Origin of the sequence: Mycobacterium sp. DL592, from assembly GCF_011694515.1 — a bacterium.
In the GTDB taxonomy this organism is placed as follows: Bacteria; Actinomycetota; Actinomycetes; order Mycobacteriales; family Mycobacteriaceae; genus Mycobacterium.
In genome coordinates this window covers 4,596,527-4,613,067 of record NZ_CP050192.1, presented here as the reverse complement: position 1 = coordinate 4,613,067, position 16,541 = coordinate 4,596,527, and the positions used below count along the sequence as shown (strand labels likewise).

The 16,541-nt window shown below is 68.8% G+C and carries 12 protein-coding genes; 5 read left to right on the top strand and 7 right to left on the bottom strand.

All coding sequences use genetic code 11. The annotated features are described in order from the left end of the window. Positions 1–24 precede the first annotated feature (24 nt). The gene (locus HBE64_RS22230) at positions 25–1,314 is read right to left on the bottom strand and encodes a pyridoxal phosphate-dependent aminotransferase (protein ID WP_167107216.1); all 1,290 of its coding nucleotides are present in this window, start codon (positions 1,312–1,314) and stop codon (positions 25–27) included. Positions 1,315–1,474: 160 nt separating this feature from the next. Between HBE64_RS22230 and HBE64_RS22225 the strand changes: the two genes are divergently transcribed. Further along, entirely contained in the window at positions 1,475–1,912 is a 438-nt protein-coding gene (locus HBE64_RS22225) for a hypothetical protein (RefSeq protein ID WP_167107213.1), read from the top strand. 10 nt (positions 1,913–1,922) lie between these two features. Here HBE64_RS22225 and HBE64_RS22220 read toward each other — a convergent pair whose 3' ends face one another. From HBE64_RS22220 to HBE64_RS22210, 3 genes are all read right to left on the bottom strand, one after another. Beyond that, complete coding sequence (locus tag HBE64_RS22220; protein WP_167107210.1) at positions 1,923–4,826, bottom strand: heterodisulfide reductase-related iron-sulfur binding cluster; 2,904 nt, start codon at positions 4,824–4,826, stop codon at positions 1,923–1,925. A 147-nt stretch (positions 4,827–4,973) separates the two neighbouring features. Then, complete coding sequence (gene iniR, locus HBE64_RS22215; RefSeq protein WP_243841420.1) at positions 4,974–7,475, bottom strand: isoniazid response ATPase/transcriptional regulator IniR; 2,502 nt, start codon at positions 7,473–7,475, stop codon at positions 4,974–4,976. A 7-nt stretch (positions 7,476–7,482) separates the two neighbouring features. Continuing rightward, complete coding sequence (locus HBE64_RS22210; protein WP_167107207.1) at positions 7,483–9,477, bottom strand: Hsp70 family protein; 1,995 nt, start codon at positions 9,475–9,477, stop codon at positions 7,483–7,485. A gap of 232 nt (positions 9,478–9,709) precedes the next feature. Here HBE64_RS22210 and HBE64_RS22205 point away from each other — a divergent pair, with 232 nt between their 5' ends. From HBE64_RS22205 to HBE64_RS22195, 3 genes are all read left to right on the top strand, one after another. Next, entirely contained in the window at positions 9,710–10,246 is a 537-nt protein-coding gene (locus HBE64_RS22205; protein ID WP_167107204.1) for an IniB N-terminal domain-containing protein, read from the top strand. A gap of 221 nt (positions 10,247–10,467) precedes the next feature. Beyond that, positions 10,468–11,475: an IniB N-terminal domain-containing protein gene (locus HBE64_RS22200; protein ID WP_167107201.1), complete on the top strand. Its 1,008-nt coding sequence runs from the start codon at positions 10,468–10,470 to the stop codon at positions 11,473–11,475. Positions 11,476–11,556: 81 nt separating this feature from the next. Beyond that, positions 11,557–13,422, top strand: a complete 1,866-nt coding sequence (locus HBE64_RS22195; RefSeq protein ID WP_208300527.1) for a dynamin family protein — start codon at positions 11,557–11,559, stop codon at positions 13,420–13,422. A gap of 3 nt (positions 13,423–13,425) precedes the next feature. Here the strand turns inward: HBE64_RS22195 and HBE64_RS22190 are convergent, their stop codons facing one another. Further along, positions 13,426–13,869, bottom strand: coding sequence for a hypothetical protein (locus HBE64_RS22190; RefSeq protein WP_167107195.1), 444 nt, complete (start codon positions 13,867–13,869; stop codon positions 13,426–13,428). A 57-nt stretch (positions 13,870–13,926) separates the two neighbouring features. Between HBE64_RS22190 and HBE64_RS22185 the strand changes: the two genes are divergently transcribed. Then, positions 13,927–15,453, top strand: a complete 1,527-nt coding sequence (locus tag HBE64_RS22185; RefSeq protein ID WP_167107192.1) for a dynamin-like GTPase family protein — start codon at positions 13,927–13,929, stop codon at positions 15,451–15,453. A 3-nt stretch (positions 15,454–15,456) separates the two neighbouring features. Here HBE64_RS22185 and HBE64_RS22180 read toward each other — a convergent pair whose 3' ends face one another. Then, positions 15,457–16,059 carry a hypothetical protein gene (locus HBE64_RS22180; RefSeq protein WP_167107189.1) on the bottom strand — a complete coding sequence of 201 codons (603 nt, stop codon included), beginning with the start codon at positions 16,057–16,059 and terminating at the stop codon, positions 15,457–15,459. A gap of 18 nt (positions 16,060–16,077) precedes the next feature. Then, a partial coding sequence (locus tag HBE64_RS22175) for a hypothetical protein (RefSeq protein WP_167107186.1) occupies positions 16,078–16,541 on the bottom strand: 464 nt, incomplete at its 5' end.

The window sequence follows — 16,541 nt, the reverse complement described above, 5'->3', positions numbered from 1 at the left end:
GGGTAGATGCGACGGGCTGGACCCTTACTGGCGGTAGCCGGCCAGGAAGTTGCCCAGCCGTTCGATGGCGTTGGACAGATCCCGCGACCAGGGCAGCGTCACGATCCGCAGATGGTCGGGCGCGGGCCAGTTGAACCCGGTGCCCTGGGTGACCAGGATCTTCTCCTGCAGCAGCAGGTCGAGCACTAGCTTCTCGTCGTCGACGATGTCGTGCACCTCGGGATCGAGGCGGGGGAAGACGTACAGCGCGCCCTCGGGCTTCACACAGGAAACGCCGGGGATCTCGTTTAGTTTGGCCCAGGCCAGGTCGCGCTGCTCGAGCAGCCTGCCGCCGGGCAGAACCAGATCCTCGATGCTCTGGTGTCCGCCGAGGGCCACCTGAATGGCATGCTGCGCAGGCACATTCGGGCACAGCCGCATGTTGGCGAGCAGGCTGATGCCCTCGATGAAACTGGTGGCGTGATCGGTGGGCCCGGTGATCACCAGCCAGCCGGACCGGTAGCCGGCGACCCGGTAGGCCTTGGACAGGCCGTTGAAAGTCAGGCACAGCTGGTCGGGTGCGACCGTCGCCAGCGGGATGTGCTGGGCGTCGTCGTAGAGGATCTTGTCGTAGATCTCATCGGCTAGCAGCAGCAACTGGTGCTTGCGGGCCAGCTCGGCCATCTGGGTCAGCACCTCACGGCTGTACACCGCGCCGGTGGGGTTGTTCGGGTTGATGACGACCAGCGCCTTGGTCCGGTCGGTGATCTTGGACTCCAGGTCCGCGAGATCAGGCTGCCAGCCGTTGGTCTCGTCGCACAGGTAGTGCACCGGGGTACCGCCGGCCAGTGAGGTCGACGCCGTCCACAGCGGGTAGTCCGGCGCCGGGATGAGCACTTGGTCGCCGTTGTCCAGCAACGCCTGCAAGGTCATCGTGATGAGTTCGGACACGCCGTTGCCCAGGAACACCGAGTCGACGTCGAACCGGGGGAACCCGTCGACTAGCTCGTAGCGGGTGACGACCGCGCGCCGGGCGCTCAGGATGCCCTTGGAGTCCGAGTAACCCTGCGCGGTGGGCAGCGCCTGGATCATGTCGCGCATGATCACGTCGGGCGCCTCGAAACCGAACGGGGCGGGATTGCCGATGTTGAGCTTCAGGATCCGGTGACCCTCGGACTCCAGGCGCGCGGCGTGGTCGTGTACCGGGCCGCGGATCTCGTAGAGGACGTCCTGCAGCTTGGTCGACTGCGCGAACGTGCGCTGCCGCGGATGCTGCGTGCCGTGCCACGGCAGCTGATGAGTGCTCACGTGAAGAATTGTCCCATCTCGGTGCAAACCGATTTGCTGTCGGCCGCGACGACGATTTTGCTGCGCCTACATAACTGTTCGTCATCGGTTGGGCGGCATCCCGGACACAACCGGGTATTGGGCTGCTACTTCCCGAATTCCCTGCGCGAAGGCTGCTAATTTGCTGAGTCGAGTAGGAGGCGCAGAAATGAAACAGCACATCACTGCTGCACTGGCGACGGCGTTCGTCACAGTGGCCACCGCGGCCGTCATCCCAGTGGCCATGAGCGCCCCGGCCAACGCCGATCCGTCACCGCTGACCGGTACCTACGCCATCGTCGGCGGTGCCGAGGGCGCACAGGTGACGGCGACGACGAACTGCGTCGTTCTCGCCGACGGCTGCACGGCCAATCTCGTCAGCACCGTCGGCTGGACCAGCGTGGCCACTCTGACCGACGGCCGCTGGAACTTCACTGTCACCAAACCGGACGGAGTCGTCTGCGACGACGGCAGTTTCGCGCCCGTCTCGATCGCGTACTCCATCGACGCCGCTACCCTCGCGGGCACGCTGACCACCGACTCCAACGGCGAGTGCCCCGGCGGGCAGATCACCCAAGCCGCCTTCCAGTTGCAGAAGGTCAGCTAGCGCCGCTAGCTCAGCGCTTCTTGCCCGGCGGTCGGGCACCCCGGGCGATGCCGAGTCCCTTGACCTCGACGGCCGGTTCAGGATCGGCAGCCGGTTCCGGTGTGGTCTGCGCCGCGGGAGCGGGTTCGGCAGCGGGCGCTGCTTCGGCCGGTGCCGGCGCGGCGGGCGCGGAAGGTGCTGGCGCAGAAGCCTTCTTGGCGCCCGGTCGACGTGCGCCGGCGGCGATGCCCAGCCCCTTGACGGGGACAGCAGGTGCCGCCGGAGCCTCAGCAGCGGGTGCCGGAGCCTCGGCAGCCGGCGCTTCGGCGGCAGGAGCCGCCTGAGCCACCGGTGCCGCTGCCGCCTTCTTGGCCCCCGGACGCTTGGCGCCGGATGCGATGCCCAGGCCCTTGACGGGCGCGGCCGCAGCAGTCGGAGCCTCAGTCGCAGGTGCTTCAGCGGCCGGAGCAGCCTCGGCTGCCGGTGCGGCAGCCTTCTTGGCGCCGGGGCGCTTGGCCCCGCCCGCGATGCCCAGACCCTTGACCGGGGCGGCCTCCTTGACCGGAGCTGCCGGAGCGGCTGCAGCCGGCTCCGCAGTTTCGGCGGGAGCGGGCGCGGGCTCCGCCTTGGGCGCCGGCGGCGCCGCAACCGGAGCCGCGGCGGCAGCAGCCTTCGCGGCGGCGCCCTTCTCCGGCAGCGTCACCGAGCTCAGGTCCAGCGTGCCCAGCAGCAGCTGAGCGACGTCGAGCACCTCGACCTCGTCGGCCTTCTCCCGGTCACCGACGCCGTCGGTGATCATGACGCGGCAGAACGGGCAGCCGGTGGCGATCTTGGCCGGGTCCAGCGCCAGCGCCTCGTCGACGCGCTCGTGGTTGACGCGCTTGCCGATGTGCTCTTCCATCCACATCCGCGCGCCGCCCGCACCGCAGCACAGGCCGCGGTCGGCGTGGCGCGGCATCTCGGTGAGCTGGGCGCCCGAGGCGCCGATGAGCTCACGCGGAGCGTCGTAGACCTTGTTATGGCGGCCCAGGTAGCAGGGGTCGTGGTAGGTGACGTTGGCCCCACCCTCGACCGGCTTGACCGGGACGAGCTTCTTGTCGCGGATCAGGCGGTTCAGCAGCTGGGTGTGGTGCACCACGGTGTAGGTGCCGCCGACCTGCGGGTACTCGCGGCCCAGGGTGTTGAAGCAGTGCGGGCAGGTGACAACGATCTTGCGGTCGACGCGCTCGACACCTTCGAACAGGCCGTTGAGGGTCTCGACGTTCTGTCCGGCGAGCTGCTGGAACAGGAACTCGTTGCCGGAGCGGCGGGCCGAGTCGCCATTGCAGGTCTCGCCGTCGCCGAGCACCAGGAACTTGACCCCGGCCGCCGACAGCAGCTCGGCGACCGCCTTGGTGGTCTTCTTCGCGCGGTCTTCGTAGGCGCCGGCGCAGCCGACCCAGAACAGGTACTCGAAGCCGGCGAAGGACTCGACGTCCTTGCCGTAGACCGGCACGTCGAAGTCGACTTCGTCGATCCAGGTGAGGCGTTCCTTGGCGTTCTGGCCCCAAGGGTTGCCCTTGCTCTCCAGGTTCTTGTAGAGCACCCCGAGCTCGCCGGGGAACTCCGACTCCATCATCACCTGGTAGCGGCGCATGTCGACGATGTGGTCGATGTGCTCGATGTCCACCGGGCACTGCTCGACGCACGCACCGCAGGTGGTGCACGACCACAGCACGTCGGGGTCGATGACGCCGAGCTGCTCGGCGGTTCCGACCAGCGGGCGGGTGGCCTGCGCCGGGCCGGAGCCCAGCACGCGCTCGAAGCCGGACTCGGGAACGTGATCGTGGGCGTCGTGCTTGGTCTCGACGAAGCCTCCCTCGGCAGAGGCGAACTGTTCGGCCTCGTTCTCACCGCTCGGCATCGGCTTGCCGCCGATGATGTAGGGCGCCTTGGCGAACAGGTGGTCGCGCAGGTTCATGATGACGAGTTTGGGAGACAACGGCTTTCCGGTGTTCCACGCCGGGCACTGCGACTGGCAGCGGCCGCACTCGGTACAGGTGGTGAAGTCGAGGTAGCCCTTCCAGGTGAAGTCCTCGATCTTGCCGCGGCCGAGCACGGCGTCCTCGGCGGGATCCTCGAAGTTGACCGGCTCGCCCTTGTACTCGACGGGCAGTAGGGGTCCCAGGCCGTTGGGCAGCCGCTTGAAGGTGACGTTGATCGGCGCGAGCCCGATGTGCAGGTGCTTGGAGTGCAGCACGATCAGCAGGAAGGCCAGCATGACGCCGATGTGGCCCATCAGCGCGATGGTCTCGATCCACACGTTGGCGGTGGTGCCCAGCGGAGCCAGCAGTGCCGCCATACCGTGGGAGAAGAATGCACCCCAGCCGTAGGGGAAGGCGTCACCGAGGGCGTTGACCGAGGCCCCGCGGAAAAACGCGTAGGTGGCGATCACCAGGAAGATCATGAACAGGATCAGCCAGGCGCCGCCGGTGTGCGAGCCGTAGAAGCGCGACGAGCGGCCGTACTCCTTGGGCTCCGACCGGAGCCGGATGATGGTGAAGACGAGGATGCCCAGCAGTACGGCGACGGCGAAGAAGTCCTGCAGGAAGCCCAGGGCGTTCCAGCGGCCGACGAGCGGAATGTGGAACTCCGGGTTGAAAAGGACGCCGTAGGCCTCGAGATACACCGTGGCAAGAATGAAGAAGCCCCACATGGTGAAGAAGTGCGCGATGCCGGGGATGGACCACTTCAGCAGCTTCTTCTGACCGAAGACTTCGGTGAACTGCGCTTTGATTCGAGCGGGGATGTCGTCCTTGCGACCGGCCTCGTCACCGACGGGCTGACCCGACCGGATCAGCTTGGTCAAGAACTGCACGCGGCGTGCGGCAAACACCAACACGATGGCGGTGGCCAGTAGGCCAACCACCAGGCGGCCCCAGTCGAGAGCGGTCACGGACTGCCTCCCTGTTATAAGTTACCTAACAGTAACTTAGTGCAAGTTACTGGTCAGTAACTTGGCTCCATTCCAGCTCATAGTTGCATCCCCGCCGTCGGCGACGCTACAAAGGCTGTCCTAACTTGCCCCCGAAAGTGTTGTGGGTCACGCCTCGGTCGCCAGGATCGCCCGCAGCATCGACAACATCTCCGAACGGGATTCGGCGCCGAGACGCCTGCGGATGCGTGCCACGTGATGCTCAACCGTCTTGGCTGAGATGAACAACTGCGCACCGATGTCGCGGTAGGGCATTCCCAGCAACAACAGCTCGGCAACCTCGCGCTCCCGGTCCGACAACGGCGACGCCCCCGACCGGGCCGCGCCCAGCGCCGGCCCGGCACCCCCGGTTGCCGTCGCCGGATCGTCGGCGGCTTCGCCCGCCGCCACCTTCAGGTCACGTGCCACCTGCAGCATCAGTCCCGACACCTTCGGATCCGCGGCCTGCAGGGCGGCCTGACCGGCCAGCCGGGTCGCATCGGAGGTGAGGCCGAACTGCGCCAAACTGTGCGCTGCGGCATTGACCTCGTCGGCCTCGACCTGGTTGGCGAGTACCCGCAGCCAGGTGCGTCCGGCTCCGGCGAGCGCCTTGGCGAACGGGTTGTCCGGGGCCGCCGCGGTGAGAGCCTGGCCGTGCGGGGCCACCGCACCCGGATCGTTGGCCAGGATCCCGGCGTGGACACCGGCCCAGTGCAGCGGAACCGACCAGGTGGACGGGTTACCGAGCGCCGCGAGGATCGCGAACGCCTGCTCGAGCGCCGGCGCGAGGCGCTCCTGCTGACGAAGTCGGGCCGAGGCCATCCACAGCTCGCCCAGCGGCAGCAGCGAGAAGAGGTCCACCGAATACTCGGCGAGCACCTCCATCGCCGCGTACCAAGCCTTCTGCAACGCCCCGGCATCGCCGCCACGCCTCGCGATCGCCGTGCGCAGCGCTGCCGCCCACAGGGCGTCGCGGCGTTGCAGCACCGAGTCGTCGACGAGAGACATGTCGGCACCGGCCCCGGACAGGTTGCCGTCCTGCATCTTGGTCCAGGCCAGCAGCAGCCGGTGCCGGTGTCCATAGAGGGGATCGGGATTGTCCTGCCCTGCCCGCACGGCCCGGGTGATCACGCTGCGCGCGCGCACCGTATCGCCGGCGTGCAGTGCGGCCAGCGCCACCAGTGCGGCCGGGCTGTCGGGCAGGACCTGGCCCGCGGCATGCTCGGCCGCCATCGCCTGGCCCAGCTTGGGCGCCGCCGCGGAGTACGGCGCCGACACTGTCGTGAGCAGGCCGTCGGCCAGCGTGCGGGCACCGCGCGATGCGGCCGTCGGCGGTCCGTCGGCGTCAGGGGCCAGCGCTGCCCGGGCCCCTTCGGCATCCCCCACCGAGGTCAGCACGATCGCCGCCGCGGCGCTCACCACCGCGTCGGGATACGGGCCCAGCCAAGTGAACAGCTCGGCCGCCTGCGCGCTGTTGCCGCGGTGTGCAGCCATGCTCGCCGCGACGCGCACCGCAGCCGCGCGCTCACGGGCGACGGCAGATCCGAGCAGCTCGTCGGTTTCGGCGACGGCGGCAGCGCTGTCACCTGAGCGCGCCAGCGCATCGGCTAGCTCGGGACGCAGTTCTGCCGCTCCGGCGTCGACGGCGGCCCGGTACAGCCGGGCCGCTTCGGCCGGATCAGTACGTCCGGCGGCGGCCTGCCTGCGAAGAACGTCTGCCAGCTGCTCGTCGCGCACACCGTGTTCGGCCAGTCGCAGTGCCAGGCCCGCCGACAGCGTCGACATCTCGATTTGTGAACGTAGAAGCGCGGTTTCGATCTCGCGGTGCCGCGCGTTGCCGACGACCTGGGACACCGCACGATGCACCGAGCGCAGGAAGTGCGGGTTGTGCGACGGTTCCACCAGGCCGGTTGCGCGGGCCCGGTCCACCAGAACCTGGGCGTGCTCGGCAGGAAGATCCAGGGCCGCCGCGAGGTCGGTGGCGCCGAGGTCATAGCTCAGTGAGCAGATCAGGAGTGCATCCAGTTCCGGCTCACCCAAACGCCGCAGTCGCTCGATGAGAGCGAAAAAGGCTTTCTGCGCAATCGAATTCACCGCGGGTGGGAGCGCTGAGTCGGTCACCGCCGCCACCAGAAACGGGATGCCCGCGGTGGCGACCAGAATGTTGGTCACCAGCTCAGTGCGCGGGGGGTGGCCGGAGGGGTCGACCAGAAGTCGTGAAATATCGGCGCCGGCAAGCGGTCCCAGTACAACGCGGGGGCGTTCGCGCTCGATAACAGTGGTCAGCTCGCGCAGAGCACCGTCGCTTTCGCGGGCCTCGGTGGCGGCCACCACCGTAGTGTCCGGCTTCGCCGCCAGCTCGGTCAGCCAGCTCAGTTCCTCGGCGGTGAGCAGGTGCGCGTCGTCGATCACGACCACCGCCGGGTGTTCATGCGGGGCAGGAAGCCGGGTGCTCACCGTCACTCCGGCCGCGCGCAGCGCCTCTCGGATCGCGGCCAGTACCGTGCTCTTGCCGGTACCCACGCCACCGGTGATCAGCGCCTTGACCGGACCGTCCGGTGCTGCTGCCAGCGTCTCCACCAACACCTTGGCGGCAGGTGGAAGGCTCTGCAGCGCAACCAGTTCGGTCACGTCGCGGCTAGCTCTGAGGTCCGCCGACGGCGGGGATCAACGCTTCGGTGGTGACCACGGCCTGGTGAGTGGGCGGCTGCACGGTGGTGGCCGCCGCGACCGCGGTCGTCGTGACCCCGGCAGGTGTCGTGACCGCGGCGGGTGTCGTCGTCGGCGGCCGAGCCGCGCTAGTAGTCGGTGGGGGCGCTGCCGTCGTCGTGGTGGGCGGCGGCTGACTGGTCGTGGTGGTGGTCGGCTGAGTCGTCGTGGTCGTCGTCGGCGGCGTTGTGGTGGTCGTCGTGGGCGTGGTCGTCGTTGTTGTGGTGGTCGTTGTTGTGGTTGTTGTGGTGGTCGTCGTGGTCGTGGTAGTCGACGGCGTGGTGGTTGTGGTGGTCGTGGTCGACGACGGCGGCAGGGTGGACGTCGACGCCGGGATCGTCGAGACCGTCGCGTTGCCGTTGTCGCCGGTGATCGTAACCGTCTGCGGCGGAACGACACTCGTGTTCGGCGCGTCGGTGGGTTGTTCGCCTGGCTTGGTGACGCGGGTCGTGGTGGTTGTCGGGGTGCTGTCGGCGCTGGTGAGCGTGATCGCCAGGCCGCCGACAGCGACTGCGGCTACCGCAGCCGCCAGACCGAACAGCAGCGGAGGTCGCCGATACCACGGCACCGGCGCATCGACCAGCATGGTTTCCTGGTCGTCGGAGTCGAACTCGATCATCGGGCGGGCGCCGGTGGGGCCCTGGGCCTGGGCGTAGTCGAAGGTGTAGTCCTCACCGGAGTAAGGGACCGGCTCCTCGCCCGCGTCGTCGTCCTGGGACCACGCCAGCGCACGGAACGTCGCCGAAGGTGAACCGTCGGTTGCCGACTCGGTCGCGGCGGCACCCGCCGTGCCGGCCGCCCAGGCTGCCGGTGCCAGCCCGGTCGGCGCATCGGCCGCGGCAACGGACATGCTCGTCGGGGCGTCCGGTGCGATACCGCGGGCGGCGATCACCGCGGCCCCGATCGCCGGGTTGAGACCTGCCAGCGGGGTGGTTATCACGGGGACGCGCAGTTCCTCCGACAGCCGCTGGGTGATGACCGGGATGGCTGCGCCTCCGCCGACCGTCGCCACTGCAGCGAGGTTCACCGCCGGAATCCTGTTGTGCTCCAGTGCATCACCGAGGGCATCGAGGAAGCCTGCCAGCGGCTCGGCGATCAGCGCCTCGAGTTCGGCGCGGGTCACCCGGATCTCGGAGCGAAAGCCCGGCATGTCGGCGGGCACGACGGTCGCCGTCTCCGACGACAGCCGTTCCTTGGCCTGCCGGCACTCGTCACGCAGCCGGGTCAGCGCTCCCACCGCGGCCGTACTGGCTGGGTCGGCGTTGGATGCGTCGCGCACTGCGGCCAGCACCTGGGTCAGCAGAGCCTGGTCGATCTGCTCGCCGGAGAAGTCCGGGAAGCGAACGGTCTCGCCGATTGGCGCGAGGTTGGCGCCGGCGTCGGCCAGCGTGATATTCGTTCCGCTGCCACCGAAATCGCACAGCGCCACCACACCTTGGGTGGGCAGACCGGGATCGGCCTGCAGAGCGGCCAGCGCCGCGGTCGCGTCGGAGATGAGCGTCGGCGGAACCCCGCCGGGTGAGAGCGCCGGCCGGGCCCGCAGGGCACCGCGCAGCGCGCCGACGGCTCCGGCGCTCCAGTACGCCGGCACGGCGATCACTATGGTCGAAGGCGGTTCACCGTCGTCGACCGTGCGGGCCATCGCCTCGAGTGCCTCGGCGGCCAGCGCCTCGCCGCGGTGCGGGGAACCATCCGCGGCGACCAGCGGAACCGGGTCACCGACCCGCTCCACGAACCCGCGCAAGACAAGTCCGGCCTCGGTCAGATTCGGGCTCGTCAGCTCCGGATTCTGCGAGGGCACACCGACCTCGGCGGGACGGTTGTCCCGCAGCGTCAGCACGGATCGGCGGGTCACCGGCTGGCGTCCCGGGCGGGCTGCCGCCAGGTTCACCGTCCCGATCGACAACCCCAGCGAGTCGCTCAATTCGCACTTCCCTTCAGCTGCGCGCAGCGGCGTTTTTCACCATAGCGGCTGACCGTCCCGAACCCCGGCATCCAACCCCTAACGCCGCCGAATCCCCTAAGGCCACATCCCCTAACGGTGACCGGCACGGGTTGGGTTCGGCACCGATCCCGGCCACCGCAATCGCCGATAGCATTCTGGACAGCAGCTGGAATTCCGCTGTGACTATCGGTGGTAGGGGAGAAGGCGTGACATGGCAAACTCGTTGCTCGACTTTGTGATGTCGTTGGTGCGTGACCCCGACGCCGCGGCACGCTACGCGGCCGATCCTGCCGGTTCGATCGCCGCCGCCCACCTCACCGACGTGACCAGTGTCGACGTCAACAACCTCATCCCCATGGTGGCCGATTCGCTGTCCACGGCGGTGCCCTCCTTCGGGGCCGACCCGACCGCAGACGGCAACGTGTGGGCGAGCGGCGCGGCGACGGCCGCCTTCGATGCGTTCGACGCGGCAGCGCCCGCGATGACACCGAATTCACATCCGGTGGACACGGGCGTGATCCAGCCGCCGGCCGACGACGGCCCCGCGGTGGTCGCCGACACCGGAGGGGACCACTCGGTGGTGGAACCGGTGAGCGTGGACCCGTCCACCCAGTTCACCGACCCGGCAGCCGACCAGCATCTCGACCCCGGACACACCCCGGACTGGCTCGCCGACGCGGGGTGGGACCACTCGCACATCGACGACTCCCACCCGGGTCCCGATCATCAGGGGTTCGACCTCTTCTGAGCTCACGCCGCGTCAACCCCACGTTATGCGACGTGGGGTTTTCCGCGTTATACAGCGAATCCCTAGGGAGCCCCTAATCCCCTAACGATTGCGTCCCCGGCGGCCCTAGTAGGGCCGCGCCGACGAGGGGTCGTCGCCCCGTTTCGGGCGCCCCGGCACGGCCATAGCGTGATTTTCAGATCGCCGGACAGTCCGGCGAGCACGACCGAAAGGCTCCGACCATGCTCACTCTGATCGACTGGATCCTCGGCCTGTTCCGCGACGAGGACGCCGCCCGCTCGTTCGTCTCCGCACCGGAACAGTCCCTGCGCGATGCCGGACTCGCCGGCGTGAGCGCCGCACAGGTGTCGGCTGTGGCCGCCACCGCGGTCCCCGGACTGGCGCTCGGCGACGGGGACCCGATCGTCGGCCTGCAGCGCGCCGTGTCCAACCAGTACGGGTTCGCTCCGGCCTACGCGCCCTCGTTTCAGCCGGTGTACGCCCCGGCGCCCACCTTCGCCCCGCAGACCGACCTGGCCAGCCACAACGACACCTCGCTGCTGAGTCCCAACCAGGGCGCCGGCGCGAACGCCCAGCAGGGAGCGTTCAACCTGGGCTTCGGTGACATCACCTTCGGCAACAAGACGACCCAGACCGCCACCGACGGCGGCGTGGTCGTCGGCGGCACCAACCACGGCGACATCGTCAGCGGTGACGGCGCGGTCCTCGGCAATAACAACGACGTCAACAACGGCCACGTGCTTGCCGGCACCGGCTCGAATGTCGCTGTGGGACATGGTCAGATCGACGACAACGGCACCACCGCCACCGGCGGCAGCACCGTCATCAAGGACAACGGCGGGCCGGTCTTCCACAATGTGGATGCCAGCGGCGGCAACGGTGGCGGCGCCTCGGGCGGCAGCAGCCTGATCGGCATCGGTGGCGGCCGCACCTCGGGCGGCGACGCCGGCGGCGGCGGCATCACGGTGATCGACGGACACACCTCGACCAACAGCGGCAACTCGGTGAACGCCCCGTCGCACACCCAGACCGAGGCCACCACCACGACCACGGTGGTCGACCACTCCGACACCTCGGTGCACCCGACGACGGTGACCGACACCTCCACGCACGACAGCTCGAACCATTCGTTGTTCGACACCAGCCACAACACCACGCTGGTCAACAGCCAGCTCGACAACAGCCACGACCTGTCGCTGGCATCGGGCAATCACCTTCTCGGCTTCTGAGGCGACGGCGGCGGGGACCGGTTGACGGTCCCCGCCGCCGGCGTGCGCATACGGTGTTGATGGCGAGCAGTGGGAGGACAAGTGACGCAACCGGTCAATCCAGCGCAAGACCCGGGCCGGGTCAATCCAGCGGAGGACCCCCGCAGGATCAGGGTGATCGTCGAGCTGATCGAGCACACCAGCGCGATCGCCAACGCCAACGATCGCGCTGACCTGGCGGCCCGCCTGGCCGCGGCCAAGGAGCGCATCTGCGACCCGCAGATCCGGGTGGTGATCGCCGGCCAGCTCAAGCAGGGCAAGAGCCAGCTGCTCAACTCGCTTCTCAACGTGCCGGTGGCCCGCGTCGGCGACGACGAGACCACCGCGCTGGTCACGGTCGTCAGCTACGCCGACGAGCCCTGCGCCCGGCTGATCGTCTCGGCCGGGGAGGGCCTGGAACCCCAGGTCGTCGACATCCCGGTGGCCGACATCCGCCACGACCTGCGGCGTGCCCCGCAGGCCGGCGGACGCGAGGTGCTGCGAGTGGAGGTCGGCGCCCCCAGCCCGCTACTCAAGGGCGGCCTGACTTTGATCGACACCCCGGGCGTCGGCGGTCACGGCCAGCCGCACCTGTCGGCGACCCTGGGCCTGCTGCCCGACGCCGACGCCATGCTGATGGTCAGCGACACCAGCCAGGAGTTCACCGAACCCGAGATGCGGTTCATCCGTCAGGCACACGAGGTCTGCCCGGTCGCGGCGATCGTGGCCACCAAGACCGACCTGTACCCGTTCTGGCGGCAGATTGTGGAGACCAACACCGCGCATCTGCAGCGAGCCGGGCTGAACCTGCCGCTGATTCCGGTGTCCTCGTTGCTGCGCAGCCACGCGATCACGCACAACGACAAGGAGCTCAATGAGGAGTCCAACTTCCCGGCGATCGTGAAGTTCCTCTCCGAGAAAGTGCTCTCCCGCGAGAACGACCGGGTGCGCGACCATGTCGTCAACGAGATCCGTTCGACTGCAGAGCATTTGCGGCTGTCGGTGGATTCGGAGCTGGCTGCCCTCAACGATCCCGACGAAGTGAGCAGGCTCACCGAGGATCTCGAGCGCCGTAAGCAGGAAGCTCAGGACGCCCTGCAGCAGACCGCGCTGTGGCAGCAGGTGCTCAACGACGGTATCGCCGACCTGACCGCCGATGTGGACCACGACCTGCGGGCCCGATTCCGGGCCATCACCCAGCACGCCGAGGGCGTCATCGACTCCTGCGACCCGACCCAGCACTGGGCCGAGATCGGCGCAGAGGTGGAGAACGACGTTGCCAACGCTGTCGGCGACAACTTCGTCTGGGCGTACCAGCGGGCCGAGGCACTGGCCCAGGAGGTGGCCCGCACGTTCGTCGAAGCCGGGCTCGACGCGATCAAGATGCCGGAGGTCAGCGCCCGCGAGATGGGTGCCGAAGTGGGCAGGCTCAAGTCACTGGCCCGACTGGAGGCCAAGCCGATTGGCAAGGGCCACAAGGTCATCACCAGCATGCGCGGCTCCTACGGCGGCGTACTGATGTTCGGCATGCTGACCTCGGTGGCCGGGCTGGGCATGTTCAACCCGCTGTCGCTGGGCGCCGGTCTGCTGCTGGGCCGCAAGGCCTACAAGGAGGACATGGAGAACCGGATGATGCGGGTGCGCAACGAGGCCAAGACCAACTTGCGCAGGTTCGTCGACGACGTGCTGTTCGTGGTCACCAAGGAATCCCGGGACCGCCTCAAGAACGTCCAGCGCCAGCTGCGTGACCACTACCGCGAGATCGCCAACCAGACCAACCGCTCGCTCAACGAGTCACTGCAGTCCACCATCGCCTCCGCGCGCCTGGAGGAGACCGAACGCAACAACCGCATCGGTGAACTGCAGCGGCAGCTCAACATCCTCGGCCAGGTGATCGACAACGCCGAAAAGCTGCTTCCGGCAAGGTAATTGCTAAGGCTGCGGGTATAGGGTCCGGGTCTCGTTGAGCCGCGGCCCCGAGCGGGTACTACCCGGCGGATGGGTGACCCGGGTGGGGAAGCTTCCCGGGAACGTCGGTGCGACGGCGCCCGGCGGCGGCGTCGGTGGCGCAGACCCATCGGTCGGTGTCGTGGTCGCGGTGCTCGAGGGAGTCTCGCCCGGCAGGCCGATATCCGTGGTCGACAGCCGCACCGTGGTGTACGTGGTGGAGGTGCCCGCGGTGGTGGTAGCCGCAAAGTGCGGAGGCTCCGGCAGATGCGTGCCGGGCGGGACGACGGGCTCGGTCTCGCCGGTGTTCCACTGGCCCGACATCTTGATGACCGTGAACACCAGTGCGGCGATGATCCCCAAACCGAGCAGGCCGCCGGCGAGGGTCGCCGCCGAGGAGCGGTACCACGGCGTCGTGTCCCGGGCCATGGCGGCTGATACTAGCTGTCCGGCACCGCAGGCGCTGAACCGTAGACTCGACGCTCGATGAGCACCAGCGATCAGGTACGCGCCATCCTGGCCGGCACCCGTCGCGCCTATGAGGGCGAACCCGCATACCGGCAGCGACCCGACGTGTTCAACGAACTCGACCGCATCGCGGCCCGGCTCAACCAGCCGATCCGGATCGCGCTGGCCGGCACCCTTAAGGCCGGAAAGTCGACCCTGGTCAACGCCTTGGTGGGGGAGAGCATCGCCCCCACCGACGCCACCGAGGCCACCCGCATCGTCACCTGGTTCCGCCACGGCCCGACACCGAAGGTCACCGCCAACCACGTCGGCGGACGGCGCAGCAACGTGCCGATCGCCCGCGGCCTCAACAACTGGGCCGGTCTGACCTTCGACTTCGGCAGCCTCGACCCGGTCGACATCGCCGACCTCGACGTGGAGTGGCCGGCGGTCGAGCTGATCAACGCCACGATCATCGACACCCCGGGTACGTCGTCGCTCTCGCGTGACGTCTCCGAGCGCACCCTTCGCCTGCTGGTCCCCGAGGATGGTGTGCCGCGGGTCGACGCCGTGGTGTTCCTGCTGCGCACACTCAACGCCGCCGACATCGCCCTGCTGCGCCAGATCGGCGAGCTGGTCGGCGGATCCTCCGGCGCCCTCGGGGTGATCGGGGTGGCCTCCCGAGCCGACGAGATCGGCGCCGGCCGTCTCGACGCCATGCTGTCGGCCAAGGACGTGGCCAACCGCTTCACCGAGGAGCTGGACCGCACCGGGATCTGCCAGGCGGTGGTCCCGGTGTCGGGGTTGCTCGCGCTGACGGCCCGCACCTTGCGGCAGAGCGAGTTCGCCGCCCTGGAGAAGCTGGCAGCCGTGGATCCTGCCGAACTGAACAAGGCCATGCTCAGCGTGGACCGGTTCGTTCGCCCCGACCTCGAGCTGCCGGTCGACGCACCGACCCGCGCGGCACTGCTCGACCGGTTCGGCATGTTCGGCATCCGCATCTCGATCGCCGTATTGCGTTCCGGAGCCGCCGGGCCGGCGACATCAGGCACCGGCATAACCGATTCGGTGGCTCTGGCCGATGAGCTGCTTGAGCGTAGCGGGCTGGTCGCGCTGCGTGACGTGATCGACCAGCAGTTCGCGCAGCGGTCGGAGTCCCTCAAGGCGCACACCGCGCTGGTATCGCTGCGCCGGTTCGTGGAGGCCTACCCCATTGCGGCGACCCCCTACGTCAGCGCCGATATCGACCCGCTGCTCGCCGACACCCATGCCTTCGAGGAACTGCGGCTGCTCAGCCAACTGCGCTCGCGGCCAACGACTTTCACCGATGACGAGATGGCGTCACTGAGGCGAATCATCGGCGGGTCGGGCACTGATGCGGCCAGCCGCCTCGGGTTGACGCCGGAGGTGCCCTATGACGGGCCTCGGGCAGCCTTTGCGGCCGCGCAGCGGTGGCGGCGGCGCGCCGAGCATCCCCTCAACGACCCGTTCACCACCAGGGCGTGCCGGGCGGCGGTGCGCAGCGCCGAGGCGCTGGTGGCGCAGTACGCGTCCCGAGGGTCCTGAGGTCTACTGACCGCCTCCGCCGGGGCGCGGGAACAATGTCGGCAGCGTCGGCAGCACCCGCTGGGTCGTGGTCACCGTCTCGGTGGTCGTGCTGGTCACCACGGTCGTGCTGGTGGTCGCCGGGGTGCTCGCGGTGGTGCTGGTGGTTGTCGTCGACGGCGTCTCGCTGGTGGTTGTTGTTGTGGTGGCCGTCGACTCGGTGGTGGTGGGAGTCTGCGCACTGGTCGTCGGGGACTCGGTCACGGTCTGTGTGGTGCCACCGGGAGCCGGGACCACCGACGCCGAAGAGGTGTCCACCGAGGACGTCGGCGTGGTGGTCGACGTGACCGCCGGACTGTTCGCGTCGCTGCTGGTGAATTTGACGATGGCGTAGACCAGAAACGCCAGCACGATGGCGGTCAGAACCCCAAGACCGATCAGCGCCAGCGGTTTTCGATACCAGGGTGTCGGCGGCTCGGGGTGCTGCCCGTAGCCGGTTGGCTCGGTATAGCCGGACTGCTGGTAATCGCTGTAGGCCTCACCGCCGGTGCCGCCGTAGTTGGCGTACTGGGTGGGGTCGCTATCGGAGTAGTTGCCCGGGTCGTCGGGGGAACCGTCGCGCGCCACGGGTTCCGATAGTAGCCGTCACCCGCCGCCGGGCTGGTTGGGGAACGCCGGGCGGTGGGTGGGACGAACGCTGATCTGGGGCGGCCGCGTCTGCGGCGTGGTGACGTTGGGCCTGCCGTTGTCGGCCTGCTGCGGGTACTGCGGCACCCACGTGTTGCGGGGCTGCGCCGACTCCGGCGAACTCGCCGGCGGAGGAGGCGGTGGTGGTGGCGGTCCGGGTGACTGCGAGCGAGTCGGTGCGGTGGTCGATGGGGCCGTCGTGTCGGGCGTGCCGGCGCCGTCTGACCCGCCGGAATCCCCGGAGTCACGGACCACCAGAAGGACCGCCGCCACCAGCATGGCCACCACGGCCGCGCCGATTGCCCACAGCGCGATCGTCGCGGACTGCTTGCGATACCAGGGCCGTTCCGGGAACCAGAAGGCGTCGGCAGCGAACGGGTCGAAACCGTCGTCGGCGGCCACCGGCGCCATCGCCGGATCGG